Source organism: Brevundimonas nasdae (assembly GCF_016654005.1).
GTDB classification, from domain to species: domain Bacteria; phylum Pseudomonadota; class Alphaproteobacteria; order Caulobacterales; family Caulobacteraceae; genus Brevundimonas; species Brevundimonas nasdae.
The window spans coordinates 89,990-116,332 of record NZ_JAEPWN010000010.1; the positions used below are offsets into that span (position 1 = coordinate 89,990).

At 66.0% G+C, this 26,343-nt stretch carries 28 protein-coding genes and 1 tRNA gene; 14 read left to right on the forward strand and 15 right to left on the reverse strand.

The window, feature by feature from the left end; translation table 11 throughout:
* Window positions 1–192 precede the first annotated feature (192 nt).
* Complete coding sequence (gene map / locus JKF87_RS14705) at window positions 193–1,011, reverse strand: type I methionyl aminopeptidase (RefSeq protein WP_201100637.1); 819 nt, start codon at window positions 1,009–1,011, stop codon at window positions 193–195.
* Between the two features lie 217 nt (window positions 1,012–1,228).
* Here map and JKF87_RS14710 point away from each other — a divergent pair, with 217 nt between their 5' ends.
* The 3 genes from JKF87_RS14710 to JKF87_RS14720 all read left to right on the forward strand — a co-directional run bounded on the left by JKF87_RS14710 (window position 1,229) and on the right by JKF87_RS14720 (window position 5,047).
* A complete protein-coding gene (locus tag JKF87_RS14710; RefSeq protein WP_201100638.1) occupies window positions 1,229–2,431 on the forward strand; it encodes a ChaN family lipoprotein in 1,203 nt (400 codons plus the stop codon).
* On the forward strand, window positions 2,428–3,327 hold the full coding sequence (locus tag JKF87_RS14715; protein WP_201100639.1) for an alpha/beta hydrolase: 900 nt from the start codon (window positions 2,428–2,430) through the stop codon (window positions 3,325–3,327). The genes JKF87_RS14710 and JKF87_RS14715 overlap by 4 nt, the downstream gene beginning before the upstream one ends.
* A gap of 334 nt (window positions 3,328–3,661) precedes the next feature.
* Window positions 3,662–5,047, forward strand: a complete 1,386-nt coding sequence (locus tag JKF87_RS14720; protein WP_201100640.1) for an OmpP1/FadL family transporter — start codon at window positions 3,662–3,664, stop codon at window positions 5,045–5,047.
* Window positions 5,048–5,314: 267 nt separating this feature from the next.
* Here JKF87_RS14720 and JKF87_RS14725 read toward each other — a convergent pair whose 3' ends face one another.
* The gene (locus tag JKF87_RS14725; protein ID WP_201100641.1) at window positions 5,315–6,862 is read right to left on the reverse strand and encodes a DEAD/DEAH box helicase; all 1,548 of its coding nucleotides are present in this window, start codon (window positions 6,860–6,862) and stop codon (window positions 5,315–5,317) included.
* 331 nt (window positions 6,863–7,193) lie between these two features.
* On the opposite strand from JKF87_RS14725, the gene JKF87_RS14730 reads away from it, so the two are divergent.
* Window positions 7,194–7,670, forward strand: coding sequence for a hypothetical protein (locus JKF87_RS14730; RefSeq protein ID WP_201100642.1), 477 nt, complete (start codon window positions 7,194–7,196; stop codon window positions 7,668–7,670).
* 20 nt (window positions 7,671–7,690) lie between these two features.
* Here JKF87_RS14730 and JKF87_RS14735 read toward each other — a convergent pair whose 3' ends face one another.
* The gene (locus JKF87_RS14735; protein ID WP_201100643.1) at window positions 7,691–8,434 is read right to left on the reverse strand and encodes a MauE/DoxX family redox-associated membrane protein; all 744 of its coding nucleotides are present in this window, start codon (window positions 8,432–8,434) and stop codon (window positions 7,691–7,693) included.
* 73 nt (window positions 8,435–8,507) lie between these two features.
* Between JKF87_RS14735 and JKF87_RS14740 the strand changes: the two genes are divergently transcribed.
* A complete protein-coding gene (locus JKF87_RS14740) occupies window positions 8,508–8,891 on the forward strand; it encodes a MerR family transcriptional regulator (RefSeq protein WP_201100644.1) in 384 nt (127 codons plus the stop codon).
* 185 nt (window positions 8,892–9,076) lie between these two features.
* On the opposite strand, the gene JKF87_RS14745 is transcribed toward JKF87_RS14740, so the two are convergent.
* A complete protein-coding gene (locus tag JKF87_RS14745) occupies window positions 9,077–9,829 on the reverse strand; it encodes an SDR family oxidoreductase (RefSeq protein ID WP_201100645.1) in 753 nt (250 codons plus the stop codon).
* 116 nt (window positions 9,830–9,945) lie between these two features.
* Between JKF87_RS14745 and JKF87_RS14750 the strand changes: the two genes are divergently transcribed.
* The 4 genes from JKF87_RS14750 to JKF87_RS14765 all read left to right on the forward strand — a co-directional run bounded on the left by JKF87_RS14750 (window position 9,946) and on the right by JKF87_RS14765 (window position 12,587).
* Entirely contained in the window at window positions 9,946–10,350 is a 405-nt protein-coding gene (locus JKF87_RS14750; RefSeq protein WP_201100646.1) for a winged helix-turn-helix transcriptional regulator, read from the forward strand.
* An 80-nt stretch (window positions 10,351–10,430) separates the two neighbouring features.
* Window positions 10,431–10,976, forward strand: coding sequence for a GbsR/MarR family transcriptional regulator (locus JKF87_RS14755; RefSeq protein WP_201100647.1), 546 nt, complete (start codon window positions 10,431–10,433; stop codon window positions 10,974–10,976).
* 62 nt (window positions 10,977–11,038) lie between these two features.
* Complete coding sequence (locus JKF87_RS14760; protein WP_201100648.1) at window positions 11,039–12,037, forward strand: SRPBCC family protein; 999 nt, start codon at window positions 11,039–11,041, stop codon at window positions 12,035–12,037.
* Between the two features lie 103 nt (window positions 12,038–12,140).
* Window positions 12,141–12,587, forward strand: a complete 447-nt coding sequence (locus tag JKF87_RS14765) for a DUF4189 domain-containing protein (RefSeq protein ID WP_201100649.1) — start codon at window positions 12,141–12,143, stop codon at window positions 12,585–12,587.
* A 12-nt stretch (window positions 12,588–12,599) separates the two neighbouring features.
* Here JKF87_RS14765 and JKF87_RS14770 read toward each other — a convergent pair whose 3' ends face one another.
* Window positions 12,600–12,929, reverse strand: a complete 330-nt coding sequence (locus JKF87_RS14770) for a DUF1491 family protein (RefSeq protein WP_201100650.1) — start codon at window positions 12,927–12,929, stop codon at window positions 12,600–12,602.
* A gap of 55 nt (window positions 12,930–12,984) precedes the next feature.
* On the opposite strand from JKF87_RS14770, the gene JKF87_RS14775 reads away from it, so the two are divergent.
* Window positions 12,985–13,845 carry a hypothetical protein gene (locus JKF87_RS14775; protein ID WP_201100651.1) on the forward strand — a complete coding sequence of 287 codons (861 nt, stop codon included), beginning with the start codon at window positions 12,985–12,987 and terminating at the stop codon, window positions 13,843–13,845.
* Between the two features lie 217 nt (window positions 13,846–14,062).
* Here the strand turns inward: JKF87_RS14775 and JKF87_RS14780 are convergent, their stop codons facing one another.
* A complete protein-coding gene (locus tag JKF87_RS14780; protein WP_236261409.1) occupies window positions 14,063–15,772 on the reverse strand; it encodes a sensor histidine kinase in 1,710 nt (569 codons plus the stop codon).
* 256 nt (window positions 15,773–16,028) lie between these two features.
* Between JKF87_RS14780 and JKF87_RS14785 the strand changes: the two genes are divergently transcribed.
* Together JKF87_RS14785 and JKF87_RS14790 are read left to right on the forward strand one after the other, a co-directional pair.
* Window positions 16,029–16,481, forward strand: a complete 453-nt coding sequence (locus tag JKF87_RS14785) for a SufE family protein (protein ID WP_201100652.1) — start codon at window positions 16,029–16,031, stop codon at window positions 16,479–16,481.
* A gap of 238 nt (window positions 16,482–16,719) precedes the next feature.
* Window positions 16,720–17,247 (forward strand): porin family protein, encoded by a 528-nt coding sequence (locus tag JKF87_RS14790; protein ID WP_201100653.1) that lies wholly within the window; start codon window positions 16,720–16,722, stop codon window positions 17,245–17,247.
* Between the two features lie 89 nt (window positions 17,248–17,336).
* Here the strand turns inward: JKF87_RS14790 and JKF87_RS14795 are convergent, their stop codons facing one another.
* Complete coding sequence (locus JKF87_RS14795) at window positions 17,337–17,597, reverse strand: hypothetical protein (RefSeq protein WP_201100654.1); 261 nt, start codon at window positions 17,595–17,597, stop codon at window positions 17,337–17,339.
* Window positions 17,598–17,742: 145 nt separating this feature from the next.
* Between JKF87_RS14795 and JKF87_RS14800 the strand changes: the two genes are divergently transcribed.
* Complete coding sequence (locus tag JKF87_RS14800) at window positions 17,743–18,936, forward strand: M48 family metalloprotease (RefSeq protein WP_201100655.1); 1,194 nt, start codon at window positions 17,743–17,745, stop codon at window positions 18,934–18,936.
* Between the two features lie 9 nt (window positions 18,937–18,945).
* Here the strand turns inward: JKF87_RS14800 and JKF87_RS14805 are convergent, their stop codons facing one another.
* The 7 genes from JKF87_RS14805 to JKF87_RS14830 form a co-directional block, all read right to left on the reverse strand.
* Entirely contained in the window at window positions 18,946–20,097 is a 1,152-nt protein-coding gene (locus tag JKF87_RS14805; protein ID WP_201100656.1) for a beta-ketoacyl-ACP synthase III, read from the reverse strand.
* A gap of 108 nt (window positions 20,098–20,205) precedes the next feature.
* Window positions 20,206–22,260, reverse strand: coding sequence for a capsular polysaccharide biosynthesis protein (locus tag JKF87_RS14810; protein WP_236261410.1), 2,055 nt, complete (start codon window positions 22,258–22,260; stop codon window positions 20,206–20,208).
* 61 nt (window positions 22,261–22,321) lie between these two features.
* On the reverse strand, window positions 22,322–23,152 hold the full coding sequence (locus JKF87_RS14815; RefSeq protein WP_201100657.1) for an HpcH/HpaI aldolase/citrate lyase family protein: 831 nt from the start codon (window positions 23,150–23,152) through the stop codon (window positions 22,322–22,324).
* On the reverse strand, window positions 23,152–23,841 hold the full coding sequence (locus tag JKF87_RS14820) for an SDR family NAD(P)-dependent oxidoreductase (RefSeq protein WP_201100658.1): 690 nt from the start codon (window positions 23,839–23,841) through the stop codon (window positions 23,152–23,154). Before JKF87_RS14820 ends, JKF87_RS14815 begins: the two co-directional genes overlap by 1 nt.
* A 35-nt stretch (window positions 23,842–23,876) precedes the next feature.
* Window positions 23,877–24,374 carry a GAF domain-containing protein gene (locus JKF87_RS14825; RefSeq protein WP_201100659.1) on the reverse strand — a complete coding sequence of 166 codons (498 nt, stop codon included), beginning with the start codon at window positions 24,372–24,374 and terminating at the stop codon, window positions 23,877–23,879.
* Window positions 24,375–24,606: 232 nt separating this feature from the next.
* Complete coding sequence (locus JKF87_RS18540; protein WP_275945264.1) at window positions 24,607–24,732, reverse strand: hypothetical protein; 126 nt, start codon at window positions 24,730–24,732, stop codon at window positions 24,607–24,609.
* Window positions 24,733–24,772: 40 nt separating this feature from the next.
* Window positions 24,773–24,848, reverse strand: a tRNA-Ile gene (locus tag JKF87_RS14830).
* Between the two features lie 218 nt (window positions 24,849–25,066).
* On the opposite strand from JKF87_RS14830, the gene JKF87_RS14835 reads away from it, so the two are divergent.
* Window positions 25,067–25,822: an SIMPL domain-containing protein gene (locus tag JKF87_RS14835; protein WP_201100660.1), complete on the forward strand. Its 756-nt coding sequence runs from the start codon at window positions 25,067–25,069 to the stop codon at window positions 25,820–25,822.
* A gap of 73 nt (window positions 25,823–25,895) precedes the next feature.
* Here the strand turns inward: JKF87_RS14835 and panD are convergent, their stop codons facing one another.
* Window positions 25,896–26,252, reverse strand: coding sequence for an aspartate 1-decarboxylase (panD, locus tag JKF87_RS14840; RefSeq protein WP_201100661.1), 357 nt, complete (start codon window positions 26,250–26,252; stop codon window positions 25,896–25,898).
* Between the last annotated feature and the right edge of the window lie 91 nt (window positions 26,253–26,343).

A 26,343-nucleotide genomic window follows, 5' to 3' on the forward strand; every position in this document is an offset into this window, starting at 1 on the left:
ACGTGTGTGGCGGCGTTCAGCCTGACCGTCATTCCGGGGCTGAGCGAAGCGAAGAACCCGGAACCCAGGGCCACAATCACGACCCTGGCCGCATTCAACACCGGATGCACGCCTCCTGGGTTCCGGGTTCGTCCTTCGGACGCCCCGGAATGACGAGCCGGGAGGAAGGTCCGGTATCGATCAGACCTGGAGTCAGTTCGGGCGGAACAAGCCCTTGGGCGAGGCGGTGAAAATCTCCAGCCCGTCTTCCGTCACGCCGATGGTGTGTTCGCACTGGGCGGACAGGGACTTGTCGCGGGTCACGGCGGTCCAGCCGTCGGACAGCACCTTCACCTGCGGCTTGCCCAGGTTCACCATCGGCTCGACGGTGAAGAACATGCCGGCCTTCAGCACGGCGCCGTCGCCCTTGCGGCCATAGTGCAGGACGTTGGGGCTGTCGTGGAAGACGCGGCCGATGCCGTGGCCGCAGAAGTCGCGCACCACGCTCATGCGCTGGGCCTCGACAAACTTCTGGATGGCGAAGCCGATGTCGCCGAAGGTGTTGCCCGGCTTGACCTGAGCCAGACCCAGATCCAGCGATTCATAGGTGACGTCGATCAGGCGCTTGGCGCGGGCGTTGATCTCGCCGACCGCATACATGCGGCTGCTGTCGCCATGCCAGCCGTCGACGATGACGGTGTGGTCGATGTTGACGATGTCGCCTTCCTTCAGAACCTTGTCGCCGGGAATGCCGTGGCAGACGACGTGGTTGATCGAGGTGCAGACGGTCTTCTCATAACCCTTGTAGCCCAGGCAGGCGGGCAGGCCGCCGTTGTCCAGGGTGAACTCGCGCACCAGATCGTCGATCCGGCCCGTGGTCACGCCCGGCTGTACGTGAGGGATAATCATGTCCAGCGCCTCGGCGACCAGACGCCCGGCCTTGCGCATGCCCTCGAAATCCTCGGGCGTGTGGATGCGGATGCTGCTGGAACGGACCAGGACGTCGGTTTCCAGTTCGGGCGTTTCGTACATAGGGATCGGTCTGCAAAAGGCTGGCGGCAAAAAGCCTGGGCGGGGCGAAATCCGTCCGCCCGAGATGGTCCTTATAGCACAAAACCTCAAGTCCGGTTCTGGATTCAGACGCGACGTCTGCTCAGGGGCGCCCGCCACACAAATTGATCGGTTGAAAGAAAACCTCGCCGGTATGGTCGCTCCCGACAAAAATTGATTCCAAGGGGAGGGCGATCAGGTGACTGGGTTGGACAAGAGGGCGTCGGGGCTGGATCGCCGCCGGTTTGGCGCGGCGTTCTGCGCGCTGGGCCTTGGGCTGGCGATCAGGCCGACGGTCGGTCATGCGCAGGCTGGCGTCGAAGACGCCGCCCTGGCCTATCTGCGACAGAATGGCCGAGCGCCTGGCGACTATCTGATCAGCCAGTTCGAACGCGCCGATGTCGTCCTGTTGGGCGAAGATCACGCCATCGCCCAGACCCTGGCCTTTGTGCGCGATCTGATCCCGAACCTGTACCGCGCAGGCATCAGGCAGTTGGTCATGGAGTTCGGCGCAGAAGAGGATCAGGCGGCGCTGGACGCCCTGATCACCGCGCCGACCTGGGACCCGGAGACGGCGCGTCGGTTGATGTTCAACTATAATGTCGCCTGGAGCTGGCTGGAATATCGAGCCTTCTATGAGGCGGCCTGGCGTTTCAACCGAACGCTTCCGGCTGGCGCGCCGCCGTTCCGCATCCTGAACATGAGCTATGTGTTCGACTGGAGCGCCTATGAATCGCCTGCGACGCCCGAGTCACTGCGTCGCATCTTCCCGCGCGGCACGATCGACCGGTTCCGGGCCGATCTGATCCAGCGCGAAGTGCTGGACCGCAAAGAGAAAGCGCTGGTCCTGACCGGCACGCCGCACGCCTTCATGCGCTACGCTTCGGGGCGGGTCGAGCGCAACGCCGACGGCTTCTGCAGCTATGACGATGAATGGCTGGGCAATCATCTGCTGAAACGCAACGGCGGGAGGATCGCCGCCATCCTGATGCACCAGCCCTTCCCGGCGGCGGGCGGAGCGGACTCCTATATCCAGCCGGCGGGCGGCGGGATCGAGCGGCTGATGGCGCGGGTGGGCGATCGGCCGCTGGGCTTTGATCTGCGGGGCGCGCCGGTCGGCCGCCTGCCGGACGCCAGCGCCTTTGCGACCTGTCAGGCTGACTTCACCCTTGGCGATTTCTTTGACGGCTACGTCTTCCTGGCGCCGATCGCGCGACTGCAGCCAGCGACGGCCGAGGTGGATTTCGTCACCGAGGCCAACATCGACCGCGCCCTGCAGCAATATCCCGACCCCGACTGGAAGGCGCCGCCTTCCGATCTGGCGTCGTTCCGCGCCCATTTGGCCGACATGCCCGAGGCGATCCGACGGCGCTACGCGGCGGTTCCGGCGGCGGGCCGGTGATCGCGACACGCCGCGCCGTCCTGGCGGGGGCGGGAGGCGGTCTTCTGGCGGCCTCATTTGCTCAGGCCCGGGCGCCGGACAGGGGGCGGCTGGAGCCCGCGTTTGCGGCGGGCGGCGAGGGCCTGCCCGAGCGGCAGGTGCAGGTCTGGCTGCCGCCCGGATATGACGCCCTGTCAGGGGACTTGCCCGTCATCTACATGCACGACGGCCAGAACGTCTTTTCGGCCGATCCCCGCCCGGCCGGTCCCTTTGGCCGATGGACTGTCGACGAGGCCATGAGCGATCTGCTGGCGCGACAGGCGGTCCGACCCGCCATCATCGTGGCCATCGACAACAGCCCGAACCGCTCGGGCGAATATATGCCGCGTCGCGCCTTTGACATCGCCACGGCGCGCGGTGCGCCGGTCGCCACCTCGACCGGGCGTCCCGTCCTGGCAGACCAGATCGCCTCGGACGCCTATCTTCGTTTCGTCGTGGAGGTGGTCAAACCGCACATCGACCGGACCTACCGCACGGACCGCCGTTCGGCCGCCACCCTGCTGATGGGGTCCAGCATGGGCGGACTGATCTCGCTCTATGGGATGTGCGAATATCCCCAGGTGTTCGGCGGCGCGGCCTGTTTGTCTCCCCATTGGATCATCGGCGACGGGGCCATGATCGACTATATGCGCGCGGCTCTGCCGGACCCGGCGATGCATCGGCTCTATTTCGATCGCGGCACCGAGGATCTGGACGCGCGCTATGCGCTGTTCCAACCGGTCGCCGATCGGGTCGCCAGGGCGCGCGGCTATGTCGACGGCGTGTCGTTCGAGACTTCGGTCTTTCCGGGGGCCAGCCACAACGAACCCAGCTGGGCGCGCCGTGTCCAGATTCCGCTACGCTTCCTGCTAGGCTGACGCCGCTGCGCCCAACCTGTCGTTTCATGGCCACATCCGGGTCTGATCCTGCCAGGGCGATCGGACGCACATGATCGGATGCTGGCTTTAACAAGGCGTCGAAGCCCCTGATCGGGCGCAATATTTGACCAGAATGACGGCAAAGCCTGGCGTTGATCTTGCCGTCGCGGAACCTCTCGAAGGCGTGATCGTGTGCGGCTTTCGCGCCACTGTTTCGCCCGCTTCCGGTCCGATGGGGGCCTTGCCTGCAACGTTTTCATGACGAGAACGCTTTTTGGGCTCCTCCCCCGATCGTCCCGCTGATCAGGCGGGCGACGCTTATTAGGTGTATGAAATGAACCCCAGGAACATCGCCCGCGTAGGCGGACTGGCCCTGACGACCGCCCTGCTGGTCGGCGTCTCCGCCCCGGCCATGGCCGGCTCCTTCTATCTTCAAGAACAATCGACCCGCGGCGCAGGACGCGCCTATTCCGGCGAAGGCGCCGACACCGGCGTTCAGTCGCTGTGGTGGAACCCCGCCGCCATCGCCCGCAGCGGTCGTCAGGCCTATGTCGGTGCCCACGGCCTGATCCTGGACTCCAGCGTCGACGACCGCGGATCGACCATCAACTACAACCTGCCTGCGCCCGCGCCCTTCCCGGCCGGCACCATCCTGACGGGTTCGACCCCGGTCGGCGGCAACCCGCACGTCCATGACGTGGTTGAAAGCGGCCTGGTGCCGAACTTCGCCATCGCCCAGCCGATCGGCGACCGCTTCACCGTTGGCCTGGCCGTTCAGGCGCCCTACAACTTCACCACCAAGTACGAAGCCAACGACTTCGCCCGCTACGACGCCATGACGTCCGAACTGCGCTCGGCCAACATCGGCCTGGTGCTGGCCGCCAAGGTCACGGACTGGCTGGACGTCGGCGCCGGTTTCGACGCTCAGTATGTGAAGGCCAAGCTGACCTCGGCCATGCCGAACCTGCCGACGGTGACGGGCGTGGCTGGCGCGCCGACGGCGACGGGCGTGCCTGTGTTCCTGCTGCCGGCGGCGACGGACGGCTTCAACTCGCTGGAAGGCGACGGCTGGGATTACGGCTGGAACGTCGGCGCCCAGGCGCACTTCAGCAAGCTGGACCTGGGTCTGTCGTACCGCTCCAAGATCGAGCATGACCTGGACGGCGACATCAACATCTCGGGTCTGACGGGCGCGCTGGCTGTGGCCAATGTCGCCGCCAACGGCAACGCCAACTTCAACACCCCATGGTTCGCCACCCTGTCGGGCCGTTATCACGTCAATGACAAGCTGACGCTGAACGCCCAGGTCAACCGCATCGGCTGGAGCGAGTTCGACGCCATCCGCGTCCACTACAACACCACCGACAGCGCCATCGTCCAGAATTACAAGGACGTGACCACGGGCGCGATCGGCTTCGACTACGCCGTGGATCCGACCATGACGGTGCGCGGCGGCATCGGCTATGATCCGACCCCGACCCGCGACGGCCAGCGCACCGCCCGCATCCCGGACGGCGACCGCATGCTGTATTCGGCGGGCATCTCCAAGACCCTGGGTTCGGTGACCTTCGACGGCGCGGTGACTTATATCGACATCGACAAGAGCAAGGTCGTCGAGACGCGCGACGTCTATGGCAATGGTGTGGCCATCTCCAACATCCTGGCCGAGTCGAGCGGCTCGGGCGTCGGCTTCTCGGTGGGCGCGACCTGGAACTTCTAAGGTCCGCAGCCATCGGCTGACATGAGAACGGCGGCGCCTTCGCAGGCGCCGCCGTTTTTATTCCTCTTCCCGCAGCGGGGGAGGAATCTAGAGCCGTCATTCGGGGGCGTCCGCAGGACGAACCCGGAACCCAGGAGGCTTGCACCAGGCGCCAGTCGCATTGAGCGGCGTGAGGGGCGCTCTGGGTTCCGGGTTCTTCGCTACGCTCAGCCCCGGAATGACGAGCTAGAAGGCTCCGTTCCGCTACGCTTCACGGGCAGGATCGTTTCAGCCCTTGGCGGCGCCGTAGCCCTTGCCGCCGTTCGACGGGCGGCGGCGGGGGCGGCGCTTCAGTTCGCCCTCGGGACGCGGCTCGCTCTTGCGGGGATCCGACGGGCGGGGTTCGCGCGGCGTGGTCTTTTCGCCGGCCATCGGGTTGTAGGTCTTCTCAGGCCTCGCCGCCGCCGCTTCGCCACCGCGATCACCGCGACGCTTGCGGTGAGGCTGGCCGCCGCCTTCCGGACGCACGCCGTCGCGATGCGGGTTGCGACGGCCGCGGCCCCCGCGTCCGCCCTCGTTGCGTTCGCCGCCTTCACGTTCCGGCAGGGTCGCCTTCTTGGCCACGCCCGCCGACATGATGGAGGCGTCCAGAGCCGCCAGCTGCTTGTCGTTGCGACGATCCGCAGCCGGGATCTTCTGGCGCGTGACCTTTTCGATGTCGCGCAGCAGCTTCATCTCGTCGCCAGCCACGAAGCTGACGGCGGTGCCGTCCTTGCCCGCGCGGGCCGTACGGCCGATGCGGTGGACATAGCTCTCCGGCACGTGCGGCAGTTCGAAGTTCACGACGTGCGAGACGCCGTCCACGTCGATGCCGCGCGCGGCGATGTCGGTGGCGACCAGAACGCGCAGCTTGCCCTTCTTGAAGGCTTCCAGCGTGCGTTCCCGCTGGGGCTGGGACTTGTTGCCGTGGATCGCGCCGGCTTCGACGCCGCCGGTCTCCAGATAGGCCGCAACCTTGTCGGCGCCGTGCTTGGTCTTGGTGAAGACCAGGCAGCGCTTGTATTCCGGGTCGCTGAACATCTCGGTCAGCAGGGCGCGCTTTTTGCCCTGTTCGATATAGACGACCGACTGGCTGATGCGCTGGACGGTGGTCGACTGGGGGGTGACCTGAACCTTGACCGGGTCTTTCAGCAGTTCACCCGCCAGCTTGCCGATCTCGGACGGCATGGTCGCCGAGAAGAACAGGTTCTGACGGCGCGCAGGCATGCGGCTGACGATCTGGCGGATCGGCTTGATGAAGCCCAGGTCCAGCATCTGGTCGGCTTCGTCCAGCACGAAGATTTCGGTCGAGGACAGGTCCAGCGTCTTCTGCTGGATATGGTCCAGCAGACGGCCCGGCGCGGCGACCAGGATGTCCAGGCCCTGTTGCAGGGCGCGTTCCTGGGCGCCGTATTTCACGCCGCCGAAGATGACCGCGACCCGGAAGCCCAGGTGGGCGCCGTAGGCCTTGAAGCTGTCGCCGATCTGGGTGGCCAGTTCGCGCGTCGGGCTCAGGATCAGGGCGCGCGTGGTGCGAGGCACGGGTGGGGTGCGGTTCTCGGCCAGGCGATGCAGGATCGGCAGGGCGAAGGCGGCGGTCTTGCCGGTGCCGGTCTGGGCGATGCCCAGCAGGTCCTTGCCCAGCATGACGTCAGGGATGGCCTTTTCCTGGATCGGCGTGGGCTTGGTGTAGCCGGTCGCGGTCAGGGCCTGAAGAAGGGCCTTGTTCAGGCCCATGGATTCGAATGTGGTGCTCACAGCAGTGTCTTTCGCGTGCGGCAGGGCGCTTTCAGCCATGGCATGACGCCTAAGGGCCGCGCACCGCCAGTCCCGACGGGGCCTCGGGGGTGAGGCCTGCGGGGTGGATCGGGCGCCGCCCCGCGTGTCCGGGCAGCGAATGAACTTGAGGAACCGGCGACTTCTACAGACAGGCCCGGGGAGGGACCCACACGCGCTGGAGACGCCGGAGATCGCGATTGTGCGATGCGGCGCAAATGGAGGCAAAGGCGCGTGAAGTCAAGAACAACGCCTGTCCCGGCGTCTCGGGCTGTGACCCACCGTCGCAAATATGGAACATCCGGCGAGGGCGGACGCTTATTTTTCCTGCAACGGAAAACGGAGAAAACGGATGGCCATCAGCCACGAAGAGCGCGCTCTGGACACGGGCGAGCGTGAACTGGTCGCTCAGAGCCGTGACCTCGGCGCTCTCAATCAGGCCCAGCTGACCGATCTGCAGAAGCGGCTGCGCGCCCGGCGCGACCGGGTCCAGCGCATGATCCGCACACGGACCCGCAACGCCGAAGCCCCCGGCCCAGACACGGGCGCGCGCCAGAAGAAGGCCCTGCTAGCCGAGGCCGTGAAGCGGGTGACGGACGAGGTTCACGCCCGCCGCGACGCCGCCAGGAAATCTCCGGCGGAAAAGGCGACCCGGAACCTGGCCGCGGCCGTGCAGCACAAGTCCGAGAACCCCGGCTGGCGCGGACCGGAGGACCTGACGGCCAACACCGGCCCGGCCGAGACGCCCAACACCAAGATCGCACCGTCCGGCGCCCTTCACGCCGAGGGGATGCGCGCCGTTATCGCCCGCTCGACCGGCGACCGGTAAACGGTCGCGAGTGGATGGCCTCAGCCCCAGGCCATCCACCCCATCCAGACGGCCATCGCCACCATCATCAGGTTCTCGGTCAGGGACAGGAAGCCCAGCGGCACATTGCTGTCGCCGCCGACGCAGGCGCATTTCAGCTCGCGCTTCTGGATATAGACGGCCTTGAACACCGACCAGGCGCCGATGGAGCCAGCGACAACGGCCGCTGGCACCGACAGCCAGTTCAGCACGCCTGCGATCATCAGCACGCCCGCGCCCAGTTCGATGAACGGATAGATGTAGGCATAGGGCAGCCAGCGCTTGGCCAGCACGTCATAGCCCAGGAACATGGTGGCGAACCCGTCCAGATCGCGCAGCTTCAGCATGGCCAGCGCCGCCATCGAAAAGGCGATGAACCATTCCGGCGTGCGCATGGTCAGCAGGGTTCCTCCCGCATAGCTGGCGGCGACGGCCATCAGGGCGGTGACCGCGAACACGACCAGAACGGGGGTGTAGGTCTTCTTGTCCTTGTCCTTGACCGGCTTGCCCAGGAACCGGCGCAGGTCGTCGTATCCCCCGACCCGCTGGCCGTCGATGAAGGTCTGGGGCGTGGTCTTGACGTCGTGCTGGGCCTTGAAGGCGTCGACCTGTTCGCGCGTGGTCAGCCAGCGGTCCTCGACCTTGTAGCCTTCGCTTTTCAGCAGATAGAGGGCGCGCAGACCCCACGGGCACACGTGTTTATCCATCACCATGCGGTGCAGGACGGCGGTCTTTTGAGCGGACATGGGGCTTCCTTCGACTTTGCGTTTCCAGCGTCGAACCCCATGTGGGGTGCGGACCATGGTACGGAGTCAAGGCATGACCACGACGATTGCAGGATTGGCCCGTGCGGGCGGCGTCGGCGTCGAGACGGTGCGCTATTATCAGCGGCGCGATCTGATGCCCAAACCGGACGGCGACGGCGGGGTGCGCCGCTATGGCGAGCCGGAGGTCCGCCGCCTGCGCTTCATCCGCGCGGCCCAGGGCGCGGGCTTCACCCTGGAGCAGATCGGCGAGCTTCTGGCCCTGGATTCAGGCCACGACCACGACCGGGCGCGCGCCCTGGCCCAGGCGCGGATCGCCGATCTGGACGTCAAGATCGCCGAGCTTCAGGCCGCCCGCGCCTCGCTGACGACCCTGGCCGAACGTTGCGGTCAGAACCACGCCGGACCCTGCCCGATCCTGACCGCGTTTGAGACCTAGGCGGTCGATTTTACATTCGGCCTATTCATCGGGTCGTCATTCCGGGGCTGAGCGTAGCGAAGAACCCGGAACCCAGGGGCGTGATTGCGCCATTGGACGTTGGCGCTGGATGCGCGCCTCCTGGGTTCCGGGTTCGCCTTTCAGGCGCCCCGGAATGACGGCTCTTAGTAGAGGGTCGGCGGACGCTAGTGCGCGCCGTTCAGGCGTTCGAACACCGCCTGATAGTCATTCCGCTCCGCGAACCGCAGCGGCTTGACGCGTTCGACCAGGATTTCGCCGCGCGGGGTGTCGCCGCGTTCGATCAGGCTGACGACCTCCGCCGTATAGTCGGCCAGGGGCATGGAGTTCGGGTTCTCGGCATGGCCGGGCATCAGGTCGGTGGCGACGGCGGGCGGGGCCAGCTCCAGCACCTCGACCGACGTATCGGCCAACTGGTGACGCAGCGACTGGCTCCAGGAATGGATGGCCGCCTTGGTCGCATTATAGGTCGGCGTCGCGGCCAGGGGGATGAAGGCCAGGCCCGAGGACACGGTCACCACGGTCGAGGCCTTCTGCGCGCGCAGATGCGGCAGCAGGGCGGCGGTCAGGCGGATCGGGCCCAGCAGGTTGGTGGCGACCGTCGTCTCGACGGTGTCCAGATCGAACGGCTCGGCCTTCAGGTCCTCGGCCAACATGACGCCGGCATTGTTGACGACCACGTTCAGGGCCGGGTGATCCCTGACGACCTGGGCGGCGAAGGCGCGGATGGCGGCCGGGTCGGCGATGTCCAGCGTGGCCCAGGCCATGCCGGGGTTGGCGGCTGCGGCCTCGATCAGCGGGGCCTCGCGACGGCCGGTGATGATGACCTGATTGCCCCGCGCGTGCAGGGCCTCTGCCAGGTCGCGGCCGATGCCGGTGCCGCCGCCGGTGATCAGGATGGTGTTGCCGGTGATGTTCATGGTCAGGCTCCTGTTCTGACGCGTGCAATCGCGTTGAAACCCAGTTATGACGGGCGCTCTCTTATGGAAAGTAGGCACCGAAACCCGCCATACTTACCGCACGGAAAGATTAAGACATGACGGGACTTCCCGCCGCAAAAATCGCACATCCTGACACCGGACAGACCGCCGATCCGCGCGTCGAGGCCCTGGTCACCGAGGTGATCGGGCGGGTTGCGGACAAATGGACCATGCTGATCCTGGAGGTTCTGGCCGAACACGGCGAGACCCGCTTCACCCAGTTGGGCCGGCTGGTCGAGGGCGTCAGCCAGAAGATGCTGACCCAGACCCTGCGTCAGATGGAGCGCGACGGCCTGGTCGTCCGCACCGTCCACCCCGTCATCCCGCCCAAGGTCGAATACCGCCTGACCGACCTGGGTGTCACCCTGGCCGAAGCCTTCTGCGGCGTCTGGCTTTGGGCCGAAAAGAACATCGACCGCATTGAAGCGGCGCGGGCCGCGTTTGATGGGCGAAAGGGGTGAGGTCGCGCCTGACGCCTTCTATTGACTTATGACGATGTTCGTCGTTTATTTCTGTCATGACAGAAATAAACGACAGGTCGATGCCTCTCGCCGTGGAGCAGATCGTGCTTCGCTGGGGCGACCTGGGCGGGCAATGGGGGGTGAACCGGTCGGTGGCCCAGATCCAGGCCCTGCTTTATCTCAGTGAGAAGCCGCTGACGGCTGAAGACATCGCCGCGACCCTGGGTCTGGCGCGCTCTAACGTCTCCAACAGCCTCAAGGAACTGCAGACCTGGAAGCTGATCCACCGGGTTCCGGTGCTGGGCGATCGCCGCGATCATTATCAGGCGGAAACCGATCTCTGGCAGATGGCGACCAAGGTCGCCCAGGGACGTAAGGCGCGCGAGATTGATCCCATGGTCGCCGCCATCAATGATGCGGTCGTCGGGGTCAACGAGAACGATTCTGACATCAGCCCGGAGGTCAAGGCGCGGCTGAAGCGGATGCAGGCTTTCGTTACGACGGTCGACGACTGGTACCAACAGATGCTGGACGTTCCGCCTGAAACACTGATGCGGCTTATCCGCATGGGCTCTAAGGTCGCCAGCCTTCTGAAGTTTGTCGGCGTCAAGGACCGCAGCGGCTGATTAAAAATTTGGCGACTGATTTCTCTTTTTACAGAAATAACTGACGAATAGGTGAGGGTGTCATGACTGAACAGGAGGCAGTGGCCGTCAGGGGCCGTCGGCGTCTGCGTCACAGGCTTGTTTCGGCGTTCGGCCTGGCGCTGGTCATCGCGCTCACCGCCTTCATGTTGTTTTCGGCCTCGCGCGCAGGAACGATCTGGTTTGCCAGTCTGTGGTTTCTGGCCCTGCTGCCCGCCATGCTCTGTGCGCTGATCTGCTACATCGGCGACCCGGACCGGAACCGAACCTCCGGCTTCTATTGGTTGGTCCCCCTGATCCTTTGCGCCATTGTCTGCCTGGCCTCGGTCTTTATTCTGCATGAAGGCGTGATCTGCCTGATCATGGTGGCGCCGATCTGGCTGGTCAGCGGCTGGGTGGGGGCGTTTCTGATGCGGTCGCAGCGCAATCGTCGTGGCCGCGTTCTCGAGTCCAGTTTTCTGATCATACCCTTGGTTGCGGGCGTCGTGGAGGCGCAGATTCCCACGCCGCATGAGACGGTCACGCTCAGCCGCAGCGTGGTGGTGAAGGCGGCCCCTGAAGAGATTTGGCCCTATGCCGTCTCCAGCCGCGACATCGGTGCCGATGAGGGGCGCTGGACCGTGACGCACAACATCATCGGCATGCCTCGTCCCAGAGAATCCTCTGTTTCCGGTGTCGGCGTGGGCGCGGTGCGGACGGCCTATTGGGGCGACCACGTCAATTTTGAAGAACGGATCGTGACCTGGGAGCCGGGTCGCAAGCTGGGTTGGGCGTTCAGCTTCACCAACAGTTCGGTCCAGGACTATACGGACAAGCATATCTCGCCGGATGGCGAGTTCCTGAAGATCGATTCAGGTGACTATATCCTGCGTCCGATTTCATCCGACATGACCGAGGTGACTCTGACGACCCGCTACGTCGCCAAGACTCACGTCAATCCTTACGCCAAGCTGTGGGGTGAGCTGATGATGGGCGACATTCAGGACAATGTGCTGACGATCATCAAAGACCGGGCCGAGCGCGACGCCGCCGTAACTGGATAGCGGTAGGCGATTGACTGTCTCGATAGATGCCGTTTCCTTCTGGAAGGATGGAATGAGAAGGCGGCGTCAGTCGTCGCCAGAGAGCCTGATGAGGAGCGTAAACATGAAGATCGCTTTGGCGGCGGCCTTGTCACTGACGGCGCTGGTTTTCTGCGCGGCGCCGGCGGGCGCTCAGCAGCCGGGGACTGCGGCCTACAACAGCGTCTTTCTTCCCGCGCACGGCGTCGGCGACACCAGAAGCAGCGGCAGCAGCGGGCGTTGGGGCGCGGTGGCGGCGTCGGGCGTCGTGTCGGGCGCATGGGTGAACGCATCCGATCAGCAGGAGGCTGAAAACGCCGCCTTGCAGCAGTGCAGGGAGAACGGCGGCGATGACTGCGCCCTGGTCACCTCATACTCAAACCCTTGCGTGGCCGTGGCCAGCATTAATTCCGGCGAGAGCTACCCGTGGGCCGCAGCCGCCACCATGAGCGAGGTTCGATCCATGGTGCGAAGCCGCTGCGCCCGCAGCGGCGCCAGCTGCGAAATCATCTATCAGTATTGCCGGCGGTAGGCGGGGCGGCGGCTATCCCGCCACCTTCTCCGTGATGAAATGGCGACCTTGGCGGTCTTCGATTTCAACCACCCACAGGTCGGGGTCGTAGCCGCGCTGGCGGGTGATGTAGGCGTCCAGTTCGCTTTCGCTTTCGCTGGTCACCGGCTGGATCCACAGACGGTCGCCGTCCTGACCAAAGGCTTCGGTGTACAGTTTCGCCGTGCGGGTTGAGGTGTCGTAGGCCTTGACGATGACCGATCCGGCGCGGTCGTCGCCCTTTTTGACCACTGTGGCGTAGGCGCCTTCGAGCTGGGCGCGGCGGATCAGGGCGCTGACCCACAGGTCGCTGGAAAGAAGCAATTTGCTAACCCTGCTCGAACACGGAACCCAAACGAGGAGCCGCTAGGGTGGAGGCATGAGGATAGGCCTTTCCACCCGGCGAACCCAAGCCCTGATCTGCGCCGTGCTGGCGACGGCGGCGCCTGTCAGCGCCGCAGCGGGGGTTTTCGACCCCTATTATGAGCGCAGCTTCATCCTGGCCGCCAATGAGCGCTGCAGCCTGTTTCAGCCTCAGCTCACCGCCGCCCTGAACGCCGCCGCCTGGCAGGCGCGGGGCGCGGCCTTGCGCGCCGGGGCCAATGACCGCGAGGTCGCCGAGACGGCGGCGCGGGCGCGGGCGCGGGCGGCCTCGACCGCCTGTGAATCCGACGATCTGAAGACGGTCAGCGGCCGGGTCGAGAACGCTTTTGCGGGCCTGTCGCGCACGGCCCGCATGACCTTTCCCGGGGACCGCGCCAGCTGGAGCGCCGACCGCTCCGCCTATGCCCGCCCGACGTGGCGGCTGATGCAGGCGACGACGACCGGGGCCTCGCCCGTGCGGTTCGGGGTCGTCGGCGGGTTGGACCGGCCTGATCAGCTGATGTCGGTGGTGTCTTGGCAGGGGCGGTCGCGCCCGACTAGCGTGCGGATCGTCATGCGCGACCAGACGGTGACGGATCGCCCGTGGCTGGCGCGGGAACTGCCGCCGCAGGCCCAGCGCCGCGTCTTCTGGGCGTCGGGCGTGACGGCGGCGGACGCCAGTTTGCTGGCGGCGAAGCGCACGACAGGACAGGCCTGGGTCTTCCCGGCGACGGCGGCGGACGCCCTGTCGCATCTGGACCCGCGTGAGGTTTTCGTGGTCCAGTTCGTGTTCCGCGACGGCAGCATCGCCACGTCGACTTTTGAGGCAGGCGACTTCGGCGCCGGCCGCGCCTTCTTGGCGATGGGCCGGATTTAGGCTCAATCGATATTCAGTTCCAAATCGTCATTCCGGGGCGTCCGTAGGACGAACCCGGACCCGAAGGGCGGCGCGTAGCAGCCAACCCAGGAGAGGCGATACGCCCCTGAACACGTCAAGCAACGGCGCCGCAGTCCTGGGTTCCGGGTTCTTCGCTTCGCTCAGCCCCGGAATGACGATCTAAGATTTTGGCCGGTTAAATGTCGATGGGTCGGATTTAAGCCTCGACGGGCGCGGGCTTGGCGACGGGGGCGGTCGGCTCGACGCGCGAGGCGAAGGCGACGACCGGCAGGCGCACCATGATGACGGTGCCTTCGCCCAGGGTGCTGTCGATGGTCATGCGTCCGCCGTGCAGTTCCGTCAGCGACCGCACCAGCGACAGGCCCAGACCTGTGCCCTGCGAGCGTTGATCCGCCCCGCCGGCCTGTTCGAACGGACGGCCCAGACGCTTCAGATCCTCGGGCGCGATGCCCACGCCGGTGTCGGCGACGGCCAGCTCCATATAGGGGCCGATGGCGTCCAGGGTGACGGTGACCGATCCGCCCTTGGGCGTGAACTTCACGGCGTTGGACAACAGGTTCAGGGTGATCTGCTTCAGGGCGCGCGGATCGGCGGTCACGGCCAGAGGCTGGGGCGGCAGCACCCCGGCCAGATGGATGTCGCGGTCGTCGGCCTGCAGCCGCACCAGGGCGATGGCGGCGGATATGGCGTCGCGCGCGTCGAACGTCTCGACCGCCAGTTCATAGCGTTCGGCCTCGATCTTCGACAGGTCCAGCACGTCGTTGATCAGGGCCAGCAGATGGCCGCCCGCCTCATGGATGGAGTCGGCATAGCCCGCGTAACGGTCGGGCAGGGCGCCGAACAGGCGCTGGCGCATGATGTCGGCGAAGCCAATCACCGCGTTCAGGGGCGTGCGCAGTTCATGGCTCATGTTCGCCAGGAAACGGGTCTTGCCCGCGCTCTGGGCCTCGGCCTCCAGGCGGGCGTTCTCCAGCCGCAGTTCCCGCGCGAACTGGGCGGTGCCGTCAAAGGCCTGGGCGATCAGGCGCGGGGCGTCGCCTGCGATGTCGAAGCGACGCAGGATCAGGGTGATGCGGCGGTCCAGCGCGGCGCGCGGGCTGAACTGAACCTCGACCGTCTGACCCGTCTCGGCGCGGGCCAGGGCGGCGGCGACGGCGGCCTGGTCGGGCGTGTTGACGATGGCGGACAGGCCGTGGGTCCGAACCTCGGCCAGGGGCAGGGCGGGCGATCCGGCGCCCCATGAGGCCTCCAGCCAACCTTGCGCCGAGAGCAGCATGACCAGACCGGGCTGGGCGTTCAGCAGGTTTTCGACGTGCGACAGACCGTTCTCGGCCCGTTGCAGACGGCGGCGGCGCTCGCCCCAGGTCAGGCGCATGGCCGTCACCGTGGCGATCAGGGCCAGGAAGCCGGAGGCGGCGGCCAGAACGGGCTGGGGCGCGCCGACCCCGTTCAGCCACACCGCGATCAGCCCCGCCGCCAGCGCCAGCCCCACGGCCAAGGCGCCCACGCGGGTCAGCCGGTCGTCGCCCGCGCCGGAATGATCGAGCGCGATCCCCGCCGCCAAGGGCATGACCAGCAGGCCCGGCAGCGGCCCGGCCAGGCCCCCCGTCAGGCCCGCCGCCGCAAGGGACGCCAGGAGCCAGGCGCCGATCAGCAGGAACCGCAGGCCTGCGCCGTCCTGCGCCATCAGCACGATCCCCGCCACGCCGGGCAGGGCCATGACCAGCAGGGCCGACAGGGCCGGTTCGTGGATCGCGCCCATGATCTGGGCCGCAAGCGCCGTCAGGGCGACCGACACGGCCCAGCCCGCATGCCACAGGGCGACCAGCGACGGCCCGCGCGCCGCGTCGGCGTCTGGCCGGGCGCGGGTGGCGTTCCTCTGCTGGTGCTGGCGGGGTTTGTTCAAGGGTTCAGGCCATATGTCTTGCAGCGTCAGATTAGGCCCGCGTCTGAGTCGGTGCGAGGCCGCTCCCCCCTGAGGCGACTCCGGCGGCGGCGTTTACCAAGCTTTTCAGGGGACAATACGGGCGCATATCGTTAACGCCGCCCCTGATCTGTCCCTGACCAGCCCGTGCTCTCAATGAAACGCCGGTTGGTTTCAGGTCTCGTTTGATGTGGGCAAGCAGTTTGCACGGCGACGATCAGGGACTATGTGGCGGCGCATGACTGACGCCCGCACCCCGCCGACCGAATCTCTGGACGAAACCTTTGGCGAACTGGTCGAGGATTTCGACCTGCTGGGCGACTGGGAGCAGCGGATCGAATATGTCATCGAACTGGGCAAGGGGCTGGCGCCTCTGGCTGACGCCGACCGGATCGAGACCAACAAGGTGCCGGGCTGCGCGGCCCAGGTCTGGCTGGCGACCGATGCAGGCGAAGGTCGTCTGTGGTTCGCCGCCGACAGCGACAGCGCCCTGTCCAAGGGCAATATCGCCCTGCTGCTGAAACTCTATTCGGGCCGCACCCCGGCCGAGATTCTGGCCTTCGACGCCAAGGCGGCGCTGGAGCGGCTGGGTCTTCCCTCCGCCCTGACCCGCCAGCGCGCCAACGGTCTGAACAGCATGGTCGGGCGGATCAGAGACGCGGCCCAGGCCGCAAACGCGGCGGCGGACTAGAACCGCTCCTGCGCGAGTTAGCAGGAGTTGCGACCGGGGCATGGTCCTGACGGCGCCTAATCGATTGCGTGCCGCAAAACTGTCACTTTTAGTCAAACGTTGTGTGTGTCTCGGTTTCAACAGGCATAGATTGCTTCTGTCTGGCTCTGGAACAGATCAGGCGGTCACCTATTTAAGCACTCGCTGGATGGGGCTGATGTTCCTTCGGTTCATCACATCTAGGAGTTAATAAGAAACAATGCGTAACATTCTTCTCGCTGCCGTCGCCGTTTCCGCAATCGCCGCACCCGCCTTTGCTCAAACCAATCCTGAGCCGCGTGGTTACGGTTCGTTGGGTTACACTTATCTTGATGGCGATGCCGCCACGACTGGCGCCGTCACGGGCCGCCTGGGCGTGAACATCAACCGTTACATCGGCGTCGAGACCGAAGCCTCGGTCGGCGTCAAAAAGGACGATGTGACGATCAACGGCGTTGATAGCCGCATCAAGCAGAACTGGGACGCCGCTGGCTATGTGGTTGGCCGCGTGCCGGTGTCCAATAACCTGGAGCTGTTTGCGCGTGGCGGTTATGGCCACACCGAACTGAAGCAGGACGTTCTGGGCGCCAAGACGGACATTGGCGGCGACAGCTGGAACTACGGCGCCGGCGCCAACTACTTCCTGGACGGCGTGAACGGCGTCCGCGCCGACTGGACCCGCCGCGACTACCGCGATGACGGCGGCAAGGCTGACGCCTATTCGGTCAGCTACATCCGTCGCTTCTGATCTTCAGCATTCGCTGAACAGAAAAAGGGCGCGCTCCGAAAGGGGCGCGCCTTTTGCATTTTCCAGGTGACGGTCGTCAGGCCAAGGCGTCAGGCCATGTCGCCGGCGAGGGCCCAACGTTGCGAGCCTTCGCCGAACGGGCGCACGAACATGTCGCGATACTGTTCGAAGGCTTCTATGATCTTCTGGCGCAGGTCCGTGGGATTCACGGCTTCGCCACGCTGGCGTTTCATCGCCGTCACGCAGTCGACCACCAGATTCTGGTGCGCCGATCCGCCCATGCTTCGCAGCACGGCGGCGATGTCCTTGGCCAGGCTTTCCAGGACATGTTTCGGTGTTGTCTGAGCCATCTGGGCGCTCCCCTGTTCTCGACAGCAGAAGCCGTGACAAAAACGGGCCGGAGTTTCAAGCTTGGCCGCGCATTTGTGATCATGAAAGCGAATTAACCTGACATAACGCCGGTCACACGTTCTGGTTCTCTGGAGGGAGGACGATATGAACAGTTTTGATCCGGCGGCGGCGACCGCCCATTGGCTGGCGACCCTGTCGCCGCAGGAGACGGCGCGGGCGGTGGCCTATACGCAGGGCTCGCACTGGTTGATCCTGTGGGGTTTTCTGGTTTCGGCCCTGGTCGCCTGGATCATCGTGCGGGCGAACTGGCTTGTGGCGATCCGGGAGCGGGTCGAACGCAAGAAGCCTCGGCCCAATCTGGCGACCCTGGCGGTTGCGGCCGCCTATTTCGCGCTCAGCACCGTTCTGGCCCTGCCGTGGGCCGTCTATGAGAGCTGGTGGCGCGAGAAGGCCTATGGCCTGACCAGCCAGGCCTTCGGGGGCTGGCTGAGCGAAGCGCTGATCGGCGCGGCCATGTCGGTCGTGCTGTCGTCGCTGCTGCTGGTTGTCATCTACGCCCTGATCCGGCGGGCGCGGCGCCTGTGGTGGGCGTGGGGCGCGGTGGTGACGGCGGTGTTCATAGTCATCGGCCTGGTCGCGTCGCCGATCCTGATCGAGCCGATCTTCAACACCTATACGCCTGCGCCGAACGGCCCCGTCCGTGACGCCGTGGTCGAACTGGCCAAACAGACCGGCACGCCGTCGGACAAGATCTTCATCTACAACGGCTCCAAACAGTCGGACCGCTACACCGCCAATGTGTCCGGCCTGTTCGGCACGGCGCGCGTGGCCATGAGCGACACCATGTTCCAGCAGGGCGCCGACCTGTCAGAAGTGCGCGGCGTGGTGGGGCATGAGATGGGGCATTACGTCCACGCCCATGTGCTGTGGATGGTCGGGGTTCTGGTCATTCTGGCGGGGCTGGCCTTCTGGCTGACCGACCGGCTGTATCCGTTCGCGCGGCGTCTGTTGGGCGCGAAGCGGGTGGGGGACATCTCCGACCCGGCGGGCCTGCCGGTGCTGGGGCTGGTGCTGGCCTTTCTGGGCGTGCTGGCGACCCCGGTGTTCGCCACCATGACGCGGACCATCGAGGAAGACGCCGACCACTTCTCGCTGGTTCACGCCAATGAGCCGGATGGTCTGGCCAAGGCGTTGGTGAAGACGGCCGAATATCGCGCGCCTTCACCCTCGGCCGTCGAGGAGTTCCTGTTCTACGATCATCCCAGCGTCGAAAACCGCGTACGCCGGGCGATGGAGTGGAAGAAGGCTCACCCCGAGACGGGCAAGCCTGTTTCCTAGACCAGTCTCTCAGCCCCGTTTGCGAACGAAGACGGCGCCGGCGGAATAGCCGGCGCCGAAGCTGCAGATCAGCCCCGTGTCGCCCGGCTCGAACCCGTCGTTATGCAGATGGAAGGCGATGATCGAGCCTGCCGACGAGGTGTTGGCGTAGTCATCCAGGATGATGACGTTTTCGTCTTCCGACGGTTCGCGGCCCAGCACCTTCTTGCCGATCAGGGTGTTCATGTTGATGTTGGCCTGGTGCAGCCACAGGCGCTTCAGCCCGTGCGGGTCCAGGCCCAGTTCGTCGGCGTAGTCGACGATCATGTCCGACACCATCGGCACCACGTCACGGAAGACCTTGCGGCCCTGCTGGACGAACAGCTTGTCGTTCTGCTGGCTGTCGTCGGCGACGGTGGCGTCCAGATGTTTGGTGTCGCGCGCCGCCCGGTTCAGGAAGCCGAAGTTGTTGCGGATGTTGTTGGAGAAGACCGTCTTCAGCCGCGCGCCCAACACGTCCCAGCCGCCGGGACCGGCCGTGTCCGACGATTCCACGATCACCGCCGTGGCCACGTCGCCGAAGATGAAATGGCTGTCGCGGTCGGTGAAGTTCAGGTGGGCGGAACAGACCTCGGGATTGACCATCAGCACCGCCTTGGCCGAGCCGGAGGCGATGAAGTCCGCCGCCGTCTTGATGCCGAAGGTCGCCGACGAACAGGCCACGTTCATGTCAAAGGCGAAACCCTCGATGCCCAAGGCCTGTTGCACCTCGATCGACAGGGCGGGATAGGCGCGCTCCATATTGGAGGCGGCGCACAGGACGGCGCCGATCTCGCTGACCGGCTTGCCCCAGGCGGCGATGGCCTGCTGGGCGGCCTTGACCGCGATCTCGGCCAGGATCGACAGGTCTTCGTTCGAGCGTTCCGGCAGGTGAGGGGCCATGCGCTGCGGGTCGATGATGCCGGTCTTGTCCAGCACGAAGCGACTCTTGATGCCCGAAGCCTTCTCGATGAAGGCGGACGAGGAATGGGTCTTGGCCTCAAGCTCGCCGGCCTCGATCTCGGCGGCGTGACGCGCGTTCCACCCGTCGGCCCAGGCGTTGTAGCTGGCGACCAGTTCGTCGTTCGAGACGGATTGTTCGGGGGTGAAGAGGCCGGTGGCGGCGATGACGGCGTGGGGCATCTTTGTTTTGTTCCTATCGCTCAGCCCGCGGGGCCTCGCTGCTTGAGGAGCCTGTTCCTGTCGCACGGCCTCGGTGGTTCGAAGCAGAGCGTTTCATATCTAAACCCGTCAATAGGATGGCGGAGGCTTTCGGTCGAGACTGGCGATCACGCCGGTGGCCCAACGTTGCACTTGCCCGCGCGGCGCCCTGGGCGTCGGCTGGCTGCGGGCGGCGATCAGGATATCGACCAGATCCTCGGCCTCGCAGGGCCAGCCCTCGGGCGTGACATAGATCGGATAGGCGACCAGGGCGGCGTGGATCAGGTGGTCGATGCTGGCCCGGCGATGGCGGCGCTCGAATGTCATCCGGTCGTCGGTCAGGCCCCAGCCCGCATAGAAGGGGCGGCCATAGACGGATACGGCCTTGCCCCTCATCAGGGCCTCGAACCCGGTCAGGGAGGTCAGGGTGGCGACCCGCTGGCACGCTGCCAGACAGTCGATGATGTCCAGCCCGTCCGCCGTGGCATCCACCGACGCCATGGCCGAGGCGTCCAGCCGACCGGGGCGGTTGCCCGCCAGCACATCCGGGTGGTTGCGATAGACCAGGAAGGCGTCCGGGTGATCGACGCGCGCCGCCTCGACCAGGGCCGAGTTGGTGTTCAGGTCGGGGCCGCAGCCCAGCAGGATCGACTTGTCATTCTCGACCTGGCCCACCACCAGCAGGATGTCGCGGTCCGTGGGCCAGCCGGTCGGGGCCTGACCCTTCAGATTATATTTCGACAGGCCCGCATCGACGACCCACATCCGCAGTTTCGCGGCCCGCGCCAGCTGATCGGGCGACAGGTCATCAGTCTCGATCAGGGTTTCCAGCCGTGACGGGCGGGACGGGTCATAATAGACGCCTTGATCGTCCAGCGCGACCGACAGGGCGCCGACAAAGTCCGACCCCAGGCCGCGTGAGCGGATGAAGCCGTCCTCCATCCGCACGGTCGGACCGTGGAAGGCGGCGGCCGCCTGGCGCGTCGCCTCGCTCTCCTTGCCCGCCCACCAGATCAGGCGACCGTGCGTCGTCTGGGCATGGGCGGCGGCGCGGCGCGGCGACATGAAATAGCGCAGCGAGGCCTTGGGCGAGTTCAGCAGGCGGCGCACGGGCGGACGCTTGGCCGGGGCGAAACCGACCGCCGCCCATGATCCCGCCAGCCGGTCCGCCCGGTCGCGCAGGGCGATCAGCCGCTCCAGCGCCTGTTCGGCCTCGCATCTGTGGCCCGTGACCGGATCGACATAGCGGCTGTAGGCGATCAGGGCGGCGGCGGCGATCTGTTCGATGCTGCGCGCGACGCCGCGACGGCCCGTTTCTACGGCGTCGGTCGTCAGGCCCCAGCCGGAATAGAAGGGCGCGCCGAAACAGCGGACGGGCAGGCCGCGCAGCAGGGCCTCGAACCCCAGGGCCGAGGTCACGCAATAGACCGCGTCCACCGCATCCAGCAGGTCGGCGGGCCGCACATCGGTGTCGATCAGCGTCAGGCCGTTCAGGTCGGTGACACAGCCCTGTTTACGGCCAGCCGCGACGGCGGGGTGGCGTTTCAGGATCAACTGGGCGTCCGGCTCGTCCCGTCGCGCGGCGGCGACCATGTCCGCGAAGCTCTGCTGTGAAGCCAATCCATAGCCGATGGAGGCGTCGCCGAACGTCTGATCCACGATCAGCACACGCCGTCCGGGCTTCAGCAGGCCGGGGTCCAGCGGCCCGCCCATATTGGTCTTGGACACCCGTGCGCCGACGATCCGGTCGATCAGGGCGCGGGCGCGGGCGGTCATGGCCGCATCGCACCAGCCGTCGGCGCTCTGGATCAACTGCTCCAGCCGACTGGGTCGGGTCGCATCGTAATAGACGCCCAGATCATCGACGATAAGGCTGAGGCTGGCCGCGCCCGCCTCTCCGATGCCGACCGAACGCAGGAAGCCGTCCTCCAGCGCGACATAGGTCAGCCCGGCCTTCTGCGCCTTGCGGCGTCCGGCGGCGGCGGTCGGCTTCATGCCCCAGCCGAGGATCGCCTCGATATCATTCGTCGGCAGCGCCTTCAGCTCATAGTCGGGCAGGAAGGCGCTGAGGAAGGGAACCTTCAGCACGCCGGGCGCACAGACCCATGCCGGGGTCTTGGCGGAGTTTTCAGCGGTTGCGAACAAGGACGATCCGACGTGGTGGACGACCAGCTTTAGGCCGGTTGGCGAAAGGCGGCTAGGGACTTCATCCTGCCCGTGCGAGCAGAGCCCTGGCCTGCTCCAGATGCAGTCGCTCGACCATGGCGCCATTGACGCGGATCGCGCCCAGACCCTCGGCCTCAGGCGCGGCGAAGGCGGCGATGACGGCGCAGGCCTGTTCGACCTCAGCCTCGGACGGCGAGAAGGCGGCGTTGGCCGGGGCGATCTGCGACGGGTGGATCAGGCTCTTGCCGTCGAACCCGTACAGCCGCCCCTGGGCGGCCTCGGCGGCGAGACCGTCCGTGTCGTCGATGCGGTTGAACACCCCGTCGATGGCCAGAAGATTGTGGGTGCGGGCGGCGGCGACCAGCAGGGCCAGCCACGGTTTGAACGGTTCGCGATCCGGAGACGGGCCGGTTCCCAGCGCCTTGGCCAGATCATTGACGCCCAGCATCAACCCGTCCAACGCGCCGCCCGCCTCCGCGATTTCGGTCAAGGTCAGCAGGGCGCGCGGCGTCTCGATCATGGCCCACAGGGCGGCGCCCTTGGGCAGCCAGGCAGTGATGGCGTGAACTGTTTCGGGCGTTTCGACCTTGGGCGCGACGATCAGGGCGGCGCCGACTGTCTTCAACGCCGCCAGATCATCCAGACCCCAGGGCGTGTCCAACCCATTGATCCGAACGCCCAGGCGCGGGCCGAAGCCGCCTGCCTGAACGGCGGCGGCCGCAGCGGCGCGGGCCTCTGCCTTGGCCTCGGGCGCGACGGCGTCTTCAAGGTCCAGAATGGCGACATCGCAGTCCAGTGTGCGGGCCTTCTCGACCGCGCGGGCGTTGGAGGCGGGCAGGTAGAGAACGCTGCGGACGCGGTCGGCGCGCATCAGACGCGCCCCGTCACAGGCACCAGGGCGCCGGTCATCGCCCTGCTTTCGGGCGAGGCCAGAAACAGGATGACGGCGGCCAGGTCGGCGGGCGCCACCCAGGCGGCGGGATCGGCGTTGGGCATGTCCTTGCGGTTGGCGGGCGTGTCGATGATCGAGGGCAGGACGGCGTTCACGGTGACGCGCGTGGACTTCAACTCGTCAGCCAGCGCCTGGGTCAGGGCATGGACCCCGGCCTTGGCCGCGCCATAGGCCCCCATGCCAGCGCCGGGCTTCAGCGCTGCCGCCGAGCCGATGTTGATGATCCGCCCTTCATCGGACACCCTCAGATAGGGCAGGGCCGCGCGGCTGGCGTTCAGGGCGGTGGCGACGTTCAGCGCGTGCATCCGGTCCCAGGCGGGGGCGGCGTCATCGGTGGTCTGCCAGACGAAACCGCCCGCGATGTTCAGCAGCACGTCCAGCCTTCCGAAGCGGCTGATCACGCCGGTGATGGCCGCTTCGGCCTGTTTGGGATCGGTCAGGTCCACCCCGCCCAGCGCCAGCACGCCCTGCGGAACAGGATTGCCCATGGCGTGGTCGATGACGGCGATCTTCAGCCCGGCCCCGCCGCCTGCGTCGCGCGCCGCCGACAAGACGGCCTGGCCCAGGGTGCCGTGTCCGCCCGTGATCGCGATCACCCGTTCCGACATTTCGTTCTCCATCACCGCCGGACCATAGAGGCAGATCAGCCGGCGGCGAAGACCCGGGACATGAGGCGTTCCAGCGCGGTCTGATCCTCGGCGTCGAAGGCGGCTTTCACTGTGGCGTCCACGTCGAACACGGCGATCAGGGCGCCCGACGCGTTAAACACCGGCACGACGATCTCACTCTCGGAACGGCTGTCGCAGGCGATGTGGCCGGGGAAGGCGTGAACATCCTCGACGATCTGGGTCGCCCGCGTCGCCGCCGCCGCGCCGCACACCCCGCGCCCGAAGGCGATCCGCAGACAGCCCAGCGTGCCCTGATAGGGACCGACCACCAGTTCGTCTGCCTTGTCCGGATCCACGACGTAGAAGCCGGTCCAGAAGAAGTGCTCAAACGCGTCCGCCAGCATGGACGACACCGTGGCCATCCGCGCCGTCAGATTCGGCTCGCCATCCAGCACGGCCAGAATCTCGGCCTCGACCTCGGCATAGCGGGCGGCCTTGTCGGCGGGGCGGTCGTCGCGGGCGACATAGGCCATCAGAACTCTCCTTCAACGGGCGGCGATATAGGGTGCTGGCGCGTCTGATGCGAGAGTGCAGGCGAGCGGTCTGCGTCCCTTTCAGTCGCGCGGATGTGAAGCCACTCAAACCGCCGATACGCGTTGATCTTCGGGAGGACAGGCAGATGAAACCTGACCGCAGACATCAAGTCGGCGCATCCGAAAGAATCGATCTGGTCCAACTGGCCGCCGAACTGGCGAACCGGGGCTTCTACGTGATCGGTGAACTGCACGCCTCGCCGCCGACAGACAGGCCTGAACCCGACGCGCGAATGCGGCGCTCGCCATAAAGGGTCAGCCGCTTTTCCTGAACGAAAACCAGATCAGCGACCGTCATCAGATCGCCAGTCGTGTCGAGAAACAGATCGGGAAAGGAGTGGTAGGCCCGGAGGGACTCGAACCCCCAACCAGACCGTTATGAGCGGTCGGCTCTAACCATTGAGCTACAGGCCCCCGGGCGATTTGCGTCGCGGGACACCTCGCCTAGCAGGGGCAGGTGTCGCTTGCCAAGACAGTGTGTGCCCAACAGATGTCTTTCCGCGATGTCATGAAGATGAACGAAATCTGCCAATCGGGCGTTGGCGTACATTCAGGCTGGAAAGGCGAAGGTTGTCGCCATAACGGATGACGACCTCGTCAACCGCGATCGCCCCCACGGAGAGAATGATCACATGACCCGCACGTTCAAGGCCCTGGCTATGGGTGGCGCAATGGCCGCTGCTGTCGCCCTGACCGCCGCCGCTTCGCCGACCCTGGCGCAGACTGTCCAAACCGGAGTCCAGACCGTGCAAGCTGCACCCGCCCTGAATCTGTCGGCCTATGGCGAAGTGAAGATCAAGCCGGACATGGCCACCATCAGCTTCGGCGTTCAGACCGAGGCGACGACCGCCGCCGCCGCCCTGCGCGACAACGCCACCCAGATGACCCAGGTCATGGCCGCCCTGCGCCGTGCAGGCATCGCCGAGCGCGACATCCAGACCTCTGGCCTGAACGTCCAGGCCCAGTACGACTATGTGCAGAACGAACCGCCCAAGCTGCGCGGCTATCAGGCCATCAACCGCGTGACGGTGACCATCAATGACCTGAACAAGGTCGGCACGACGGCCGACGCCGTGGTCGCTGCAGGCGTCAATCAGGTCGACGGCATCAGCTTTGGTCTGAAGGATGCTTCGGCGGCTGAAAACCAGGCCCGCCAACTGGCCGTCCGCGCCCTGCAGTCCAAGGCGCAACTGTATGCCCAGGCCCTGGGCGTGCAACTGGGCGGCATCCGCTCGCTGAACGAAGGCGGCGGCTATTCGCCCCAACCGCCTATGCCGATGCCGGCCCCCATGTTCGCCCGTGCGGCCATGGCGGACTCCACCCCCGTCTCGGCTGGCGAACTGACCGTTCGGATCGACATCAACGGCGTGTACGACATCGTCCGCTGATCGTCAGATCGCCCAAGAAGAAAGGCCCGCCGTCACCGGCGGGCCTTTTTGATTCTGGCGGGGCGCTGAATGATCAGGTCGAGCGTTTGATGTTGTTGTCGTCGTCCAGCAAAACGACGTTGGGCGTCCACTGGCGGGCTTCGGCGTCGGGCAGCTGGCCGTAGGTGACCACGATCACCTTGTCGTTCTTCTGCACCAGACGGGCGGCGGCGCCGTTGACGCCGATGACCTTGGACCCGCGCGGGGCCTGGATGGCGTAGGTGGTGAAGCGTGCGCCGTTGGTGATGTTCAGCACATCGACCTGCTCGTTCGCATAGATGCCCGCAGCATCCAGCAGGTCCATGTCGATGGCGATGGAGCCCTCATAGTCCAGATCGGCCTGGGTCACCGTCGCGCGGTGCAGCTTGGACTTCATCAAGGTGACCAGCATGGGCGCGGTCTCCGAATACACGCGGGGCGATAGGCCCCCGCTCGCAGGCGGCTGATATAAGGATTTCGGGGGCGGTCATCAATCGTCTCGT

Excerpts from the sequence above, each read along its gene's own strand:
- map (WP_201100637.1), bottom strand. The coding sequence starts at position 1,011 with ATGTACGAAACGCCCGAACTGGAAACCGACGTCCTGGTCCGTTCCAGC.
- JKF87_RS14720 (WP_201100640.1), top strand. The coding sequence starts at position 3,662 with ATGAACCCCAGGAACATCGCCCGCGTAGGCGGACTGGCCCTGACGACC.
- JKF87_RS14725 (WP_201100641.1), bottom strand. The coding sequence starts at position 6,862 with ATGGCTGAAAGCGCCCTGCCGCACGCGAAAGACACTGCTGTGAGCACC.
- JKF87_RS14730 (WP_201100642.1), top strand. The coding sequence starts at position 7,194 with ATGGCCATCAGCCACGAAGAGCGCGCTCTGGACACGGGCGAGCGTGAA.
- JKF87_RS14735 (WP_201100643.1), bottom strand. The coding sequence starts at position 8,434 with ATGTCCGCTCAAAAGACCGCCGTCCTGCACCGCATGGTGATGGATAAA.
- JKF87_RS14740 (WP_201100644.1), top strand. The coding sequence starts at position 8,508 with ATGACCACGACGATTGCAGGATTGGCCCGTGCGGGCGGCGTCGGCGTC.
- JKF87_RS14745 (WP_201100645.1), bottom strand. The coding sequence starts at position 9,829 with ATGAACATCACCGGCAACACCATCCTGATCACCGGCGGCGGCACCGGC.
- JKF87_RS14750 (WP_201100646.1), top strand. The coding sequence starts at position 9,946 with ATGACGGGACTTCCCGCCGCAAAAATCGCACATCCTGACACCGGACAG.
- JKF87_RS14755 (WP_201100647.1), top strand. The coding sequence starts at position 10,431 with ATGCCTCTCGCCGTGGAGCAGATCGTGCTTCGCTGGGGCGACCTGGGC.
- JKF87_RS14760 (WP_201100648.1), top strand. The coding sequence starts at position 11,039 with ATGACTGAACAGGAGGCAGTGGCCGTCAGGGGCCGTCGGCGTCTGCGT.
- JKF87_RS14765 (WP_201100649.1), top strand. The coding sequence starts at position 12,141 with ATGAAGATCGCTTTGGCGGCGGCCTTGTCACTGACGGCGCTGGTTTTC.
- JKF87_RS14775 (WP_201100651.1), top strand. The coding sequence starts at position 12,985 with ATGAGGATAGGCCTTTCCACCCGGCGAACCCAAGCCCTGATCTGCGCC.
- JKF87_RS14785 (WP_201100652.1), top strand. The coding sequence starts at position 16,029 with ATGACTGACGCCCGCACCCCGCCGACCGAATCTCTGGACGAAACCTTT.
- JKF87_RS14790 (WP_201100653.1), top strand. The coding sequence starts at position 16,720 with ATGCGTAACATTCTTCTCGCTGCCGTCGCCGTTTCCGCAATCGCCGCA.
- JKF87_RS14795 (WP_201100654.1), bottom strand. The coding sequence starts at position 17,597 with ATGGCTCAGACAACACCGAAACATGTCCTGGAAAGCCTGGCCAAGGAC.
- JKF87_RS14800 (WP_201100655.1), top strand. The coding sequence starts at position 17,743 with ATGAACAGTTTTGATCCGGCGGCGGCGACCGCCCATTGGCTGGCGACC.
- JKF87_RS14805 (WP_201100656.1), bottom strand. The coding sequence starts at position 20,097 with ATGCCCCACGCCGTCATCGCCGCCACCGGCCTCTTCACCCCCGAACAA.
- JKF87_RS14815 (WP_201100657.1), bottom strand. The coding sequence starts at position 23,152 with ATGCGCGCCGACCGCGTCCGCAGCGTTCTCTACCTGCCCGCCTCCAAC.
- JKF87_RS14820 (WP_201100658.1), bottom strand. The coding sequence starts at position 23,841 with ATGTCGGAACGGGTGATCGCGATCACGGGCGGACACGGCACCCTGGGC.
- JKF87_RS14825 (WP_201100659.1), bottom strand. The coding sequence starts at position 24,374 with ATGGCCTATGTCGCCCGCGACGACCGCCCCGCCGACAAGGCCGCCCGC.
- JKF87_RS18540 (WP_275945264.1), bottom strand. The coding sequence starts at position 24,732 with ATGACGGTCGCTGATCTGGTTTTCGTTCAGGAAAAGCGGCTGACCCTT.
- JKF87_RS14835 (WP_201100660.1), top strand. The coding sequence starts at position 25,067 with ATGACCCGCACGTTCAAGGCCCTGGCTATGGGTGGCGCAATGGCCGCT.
- panD (WP_201100661.1), bottom strand. The coding sequence starts at position 26,252 with ATGCTGGTCACCTTGATGAAGTCCAAGCTGCACCGCGCGACGGTGACC.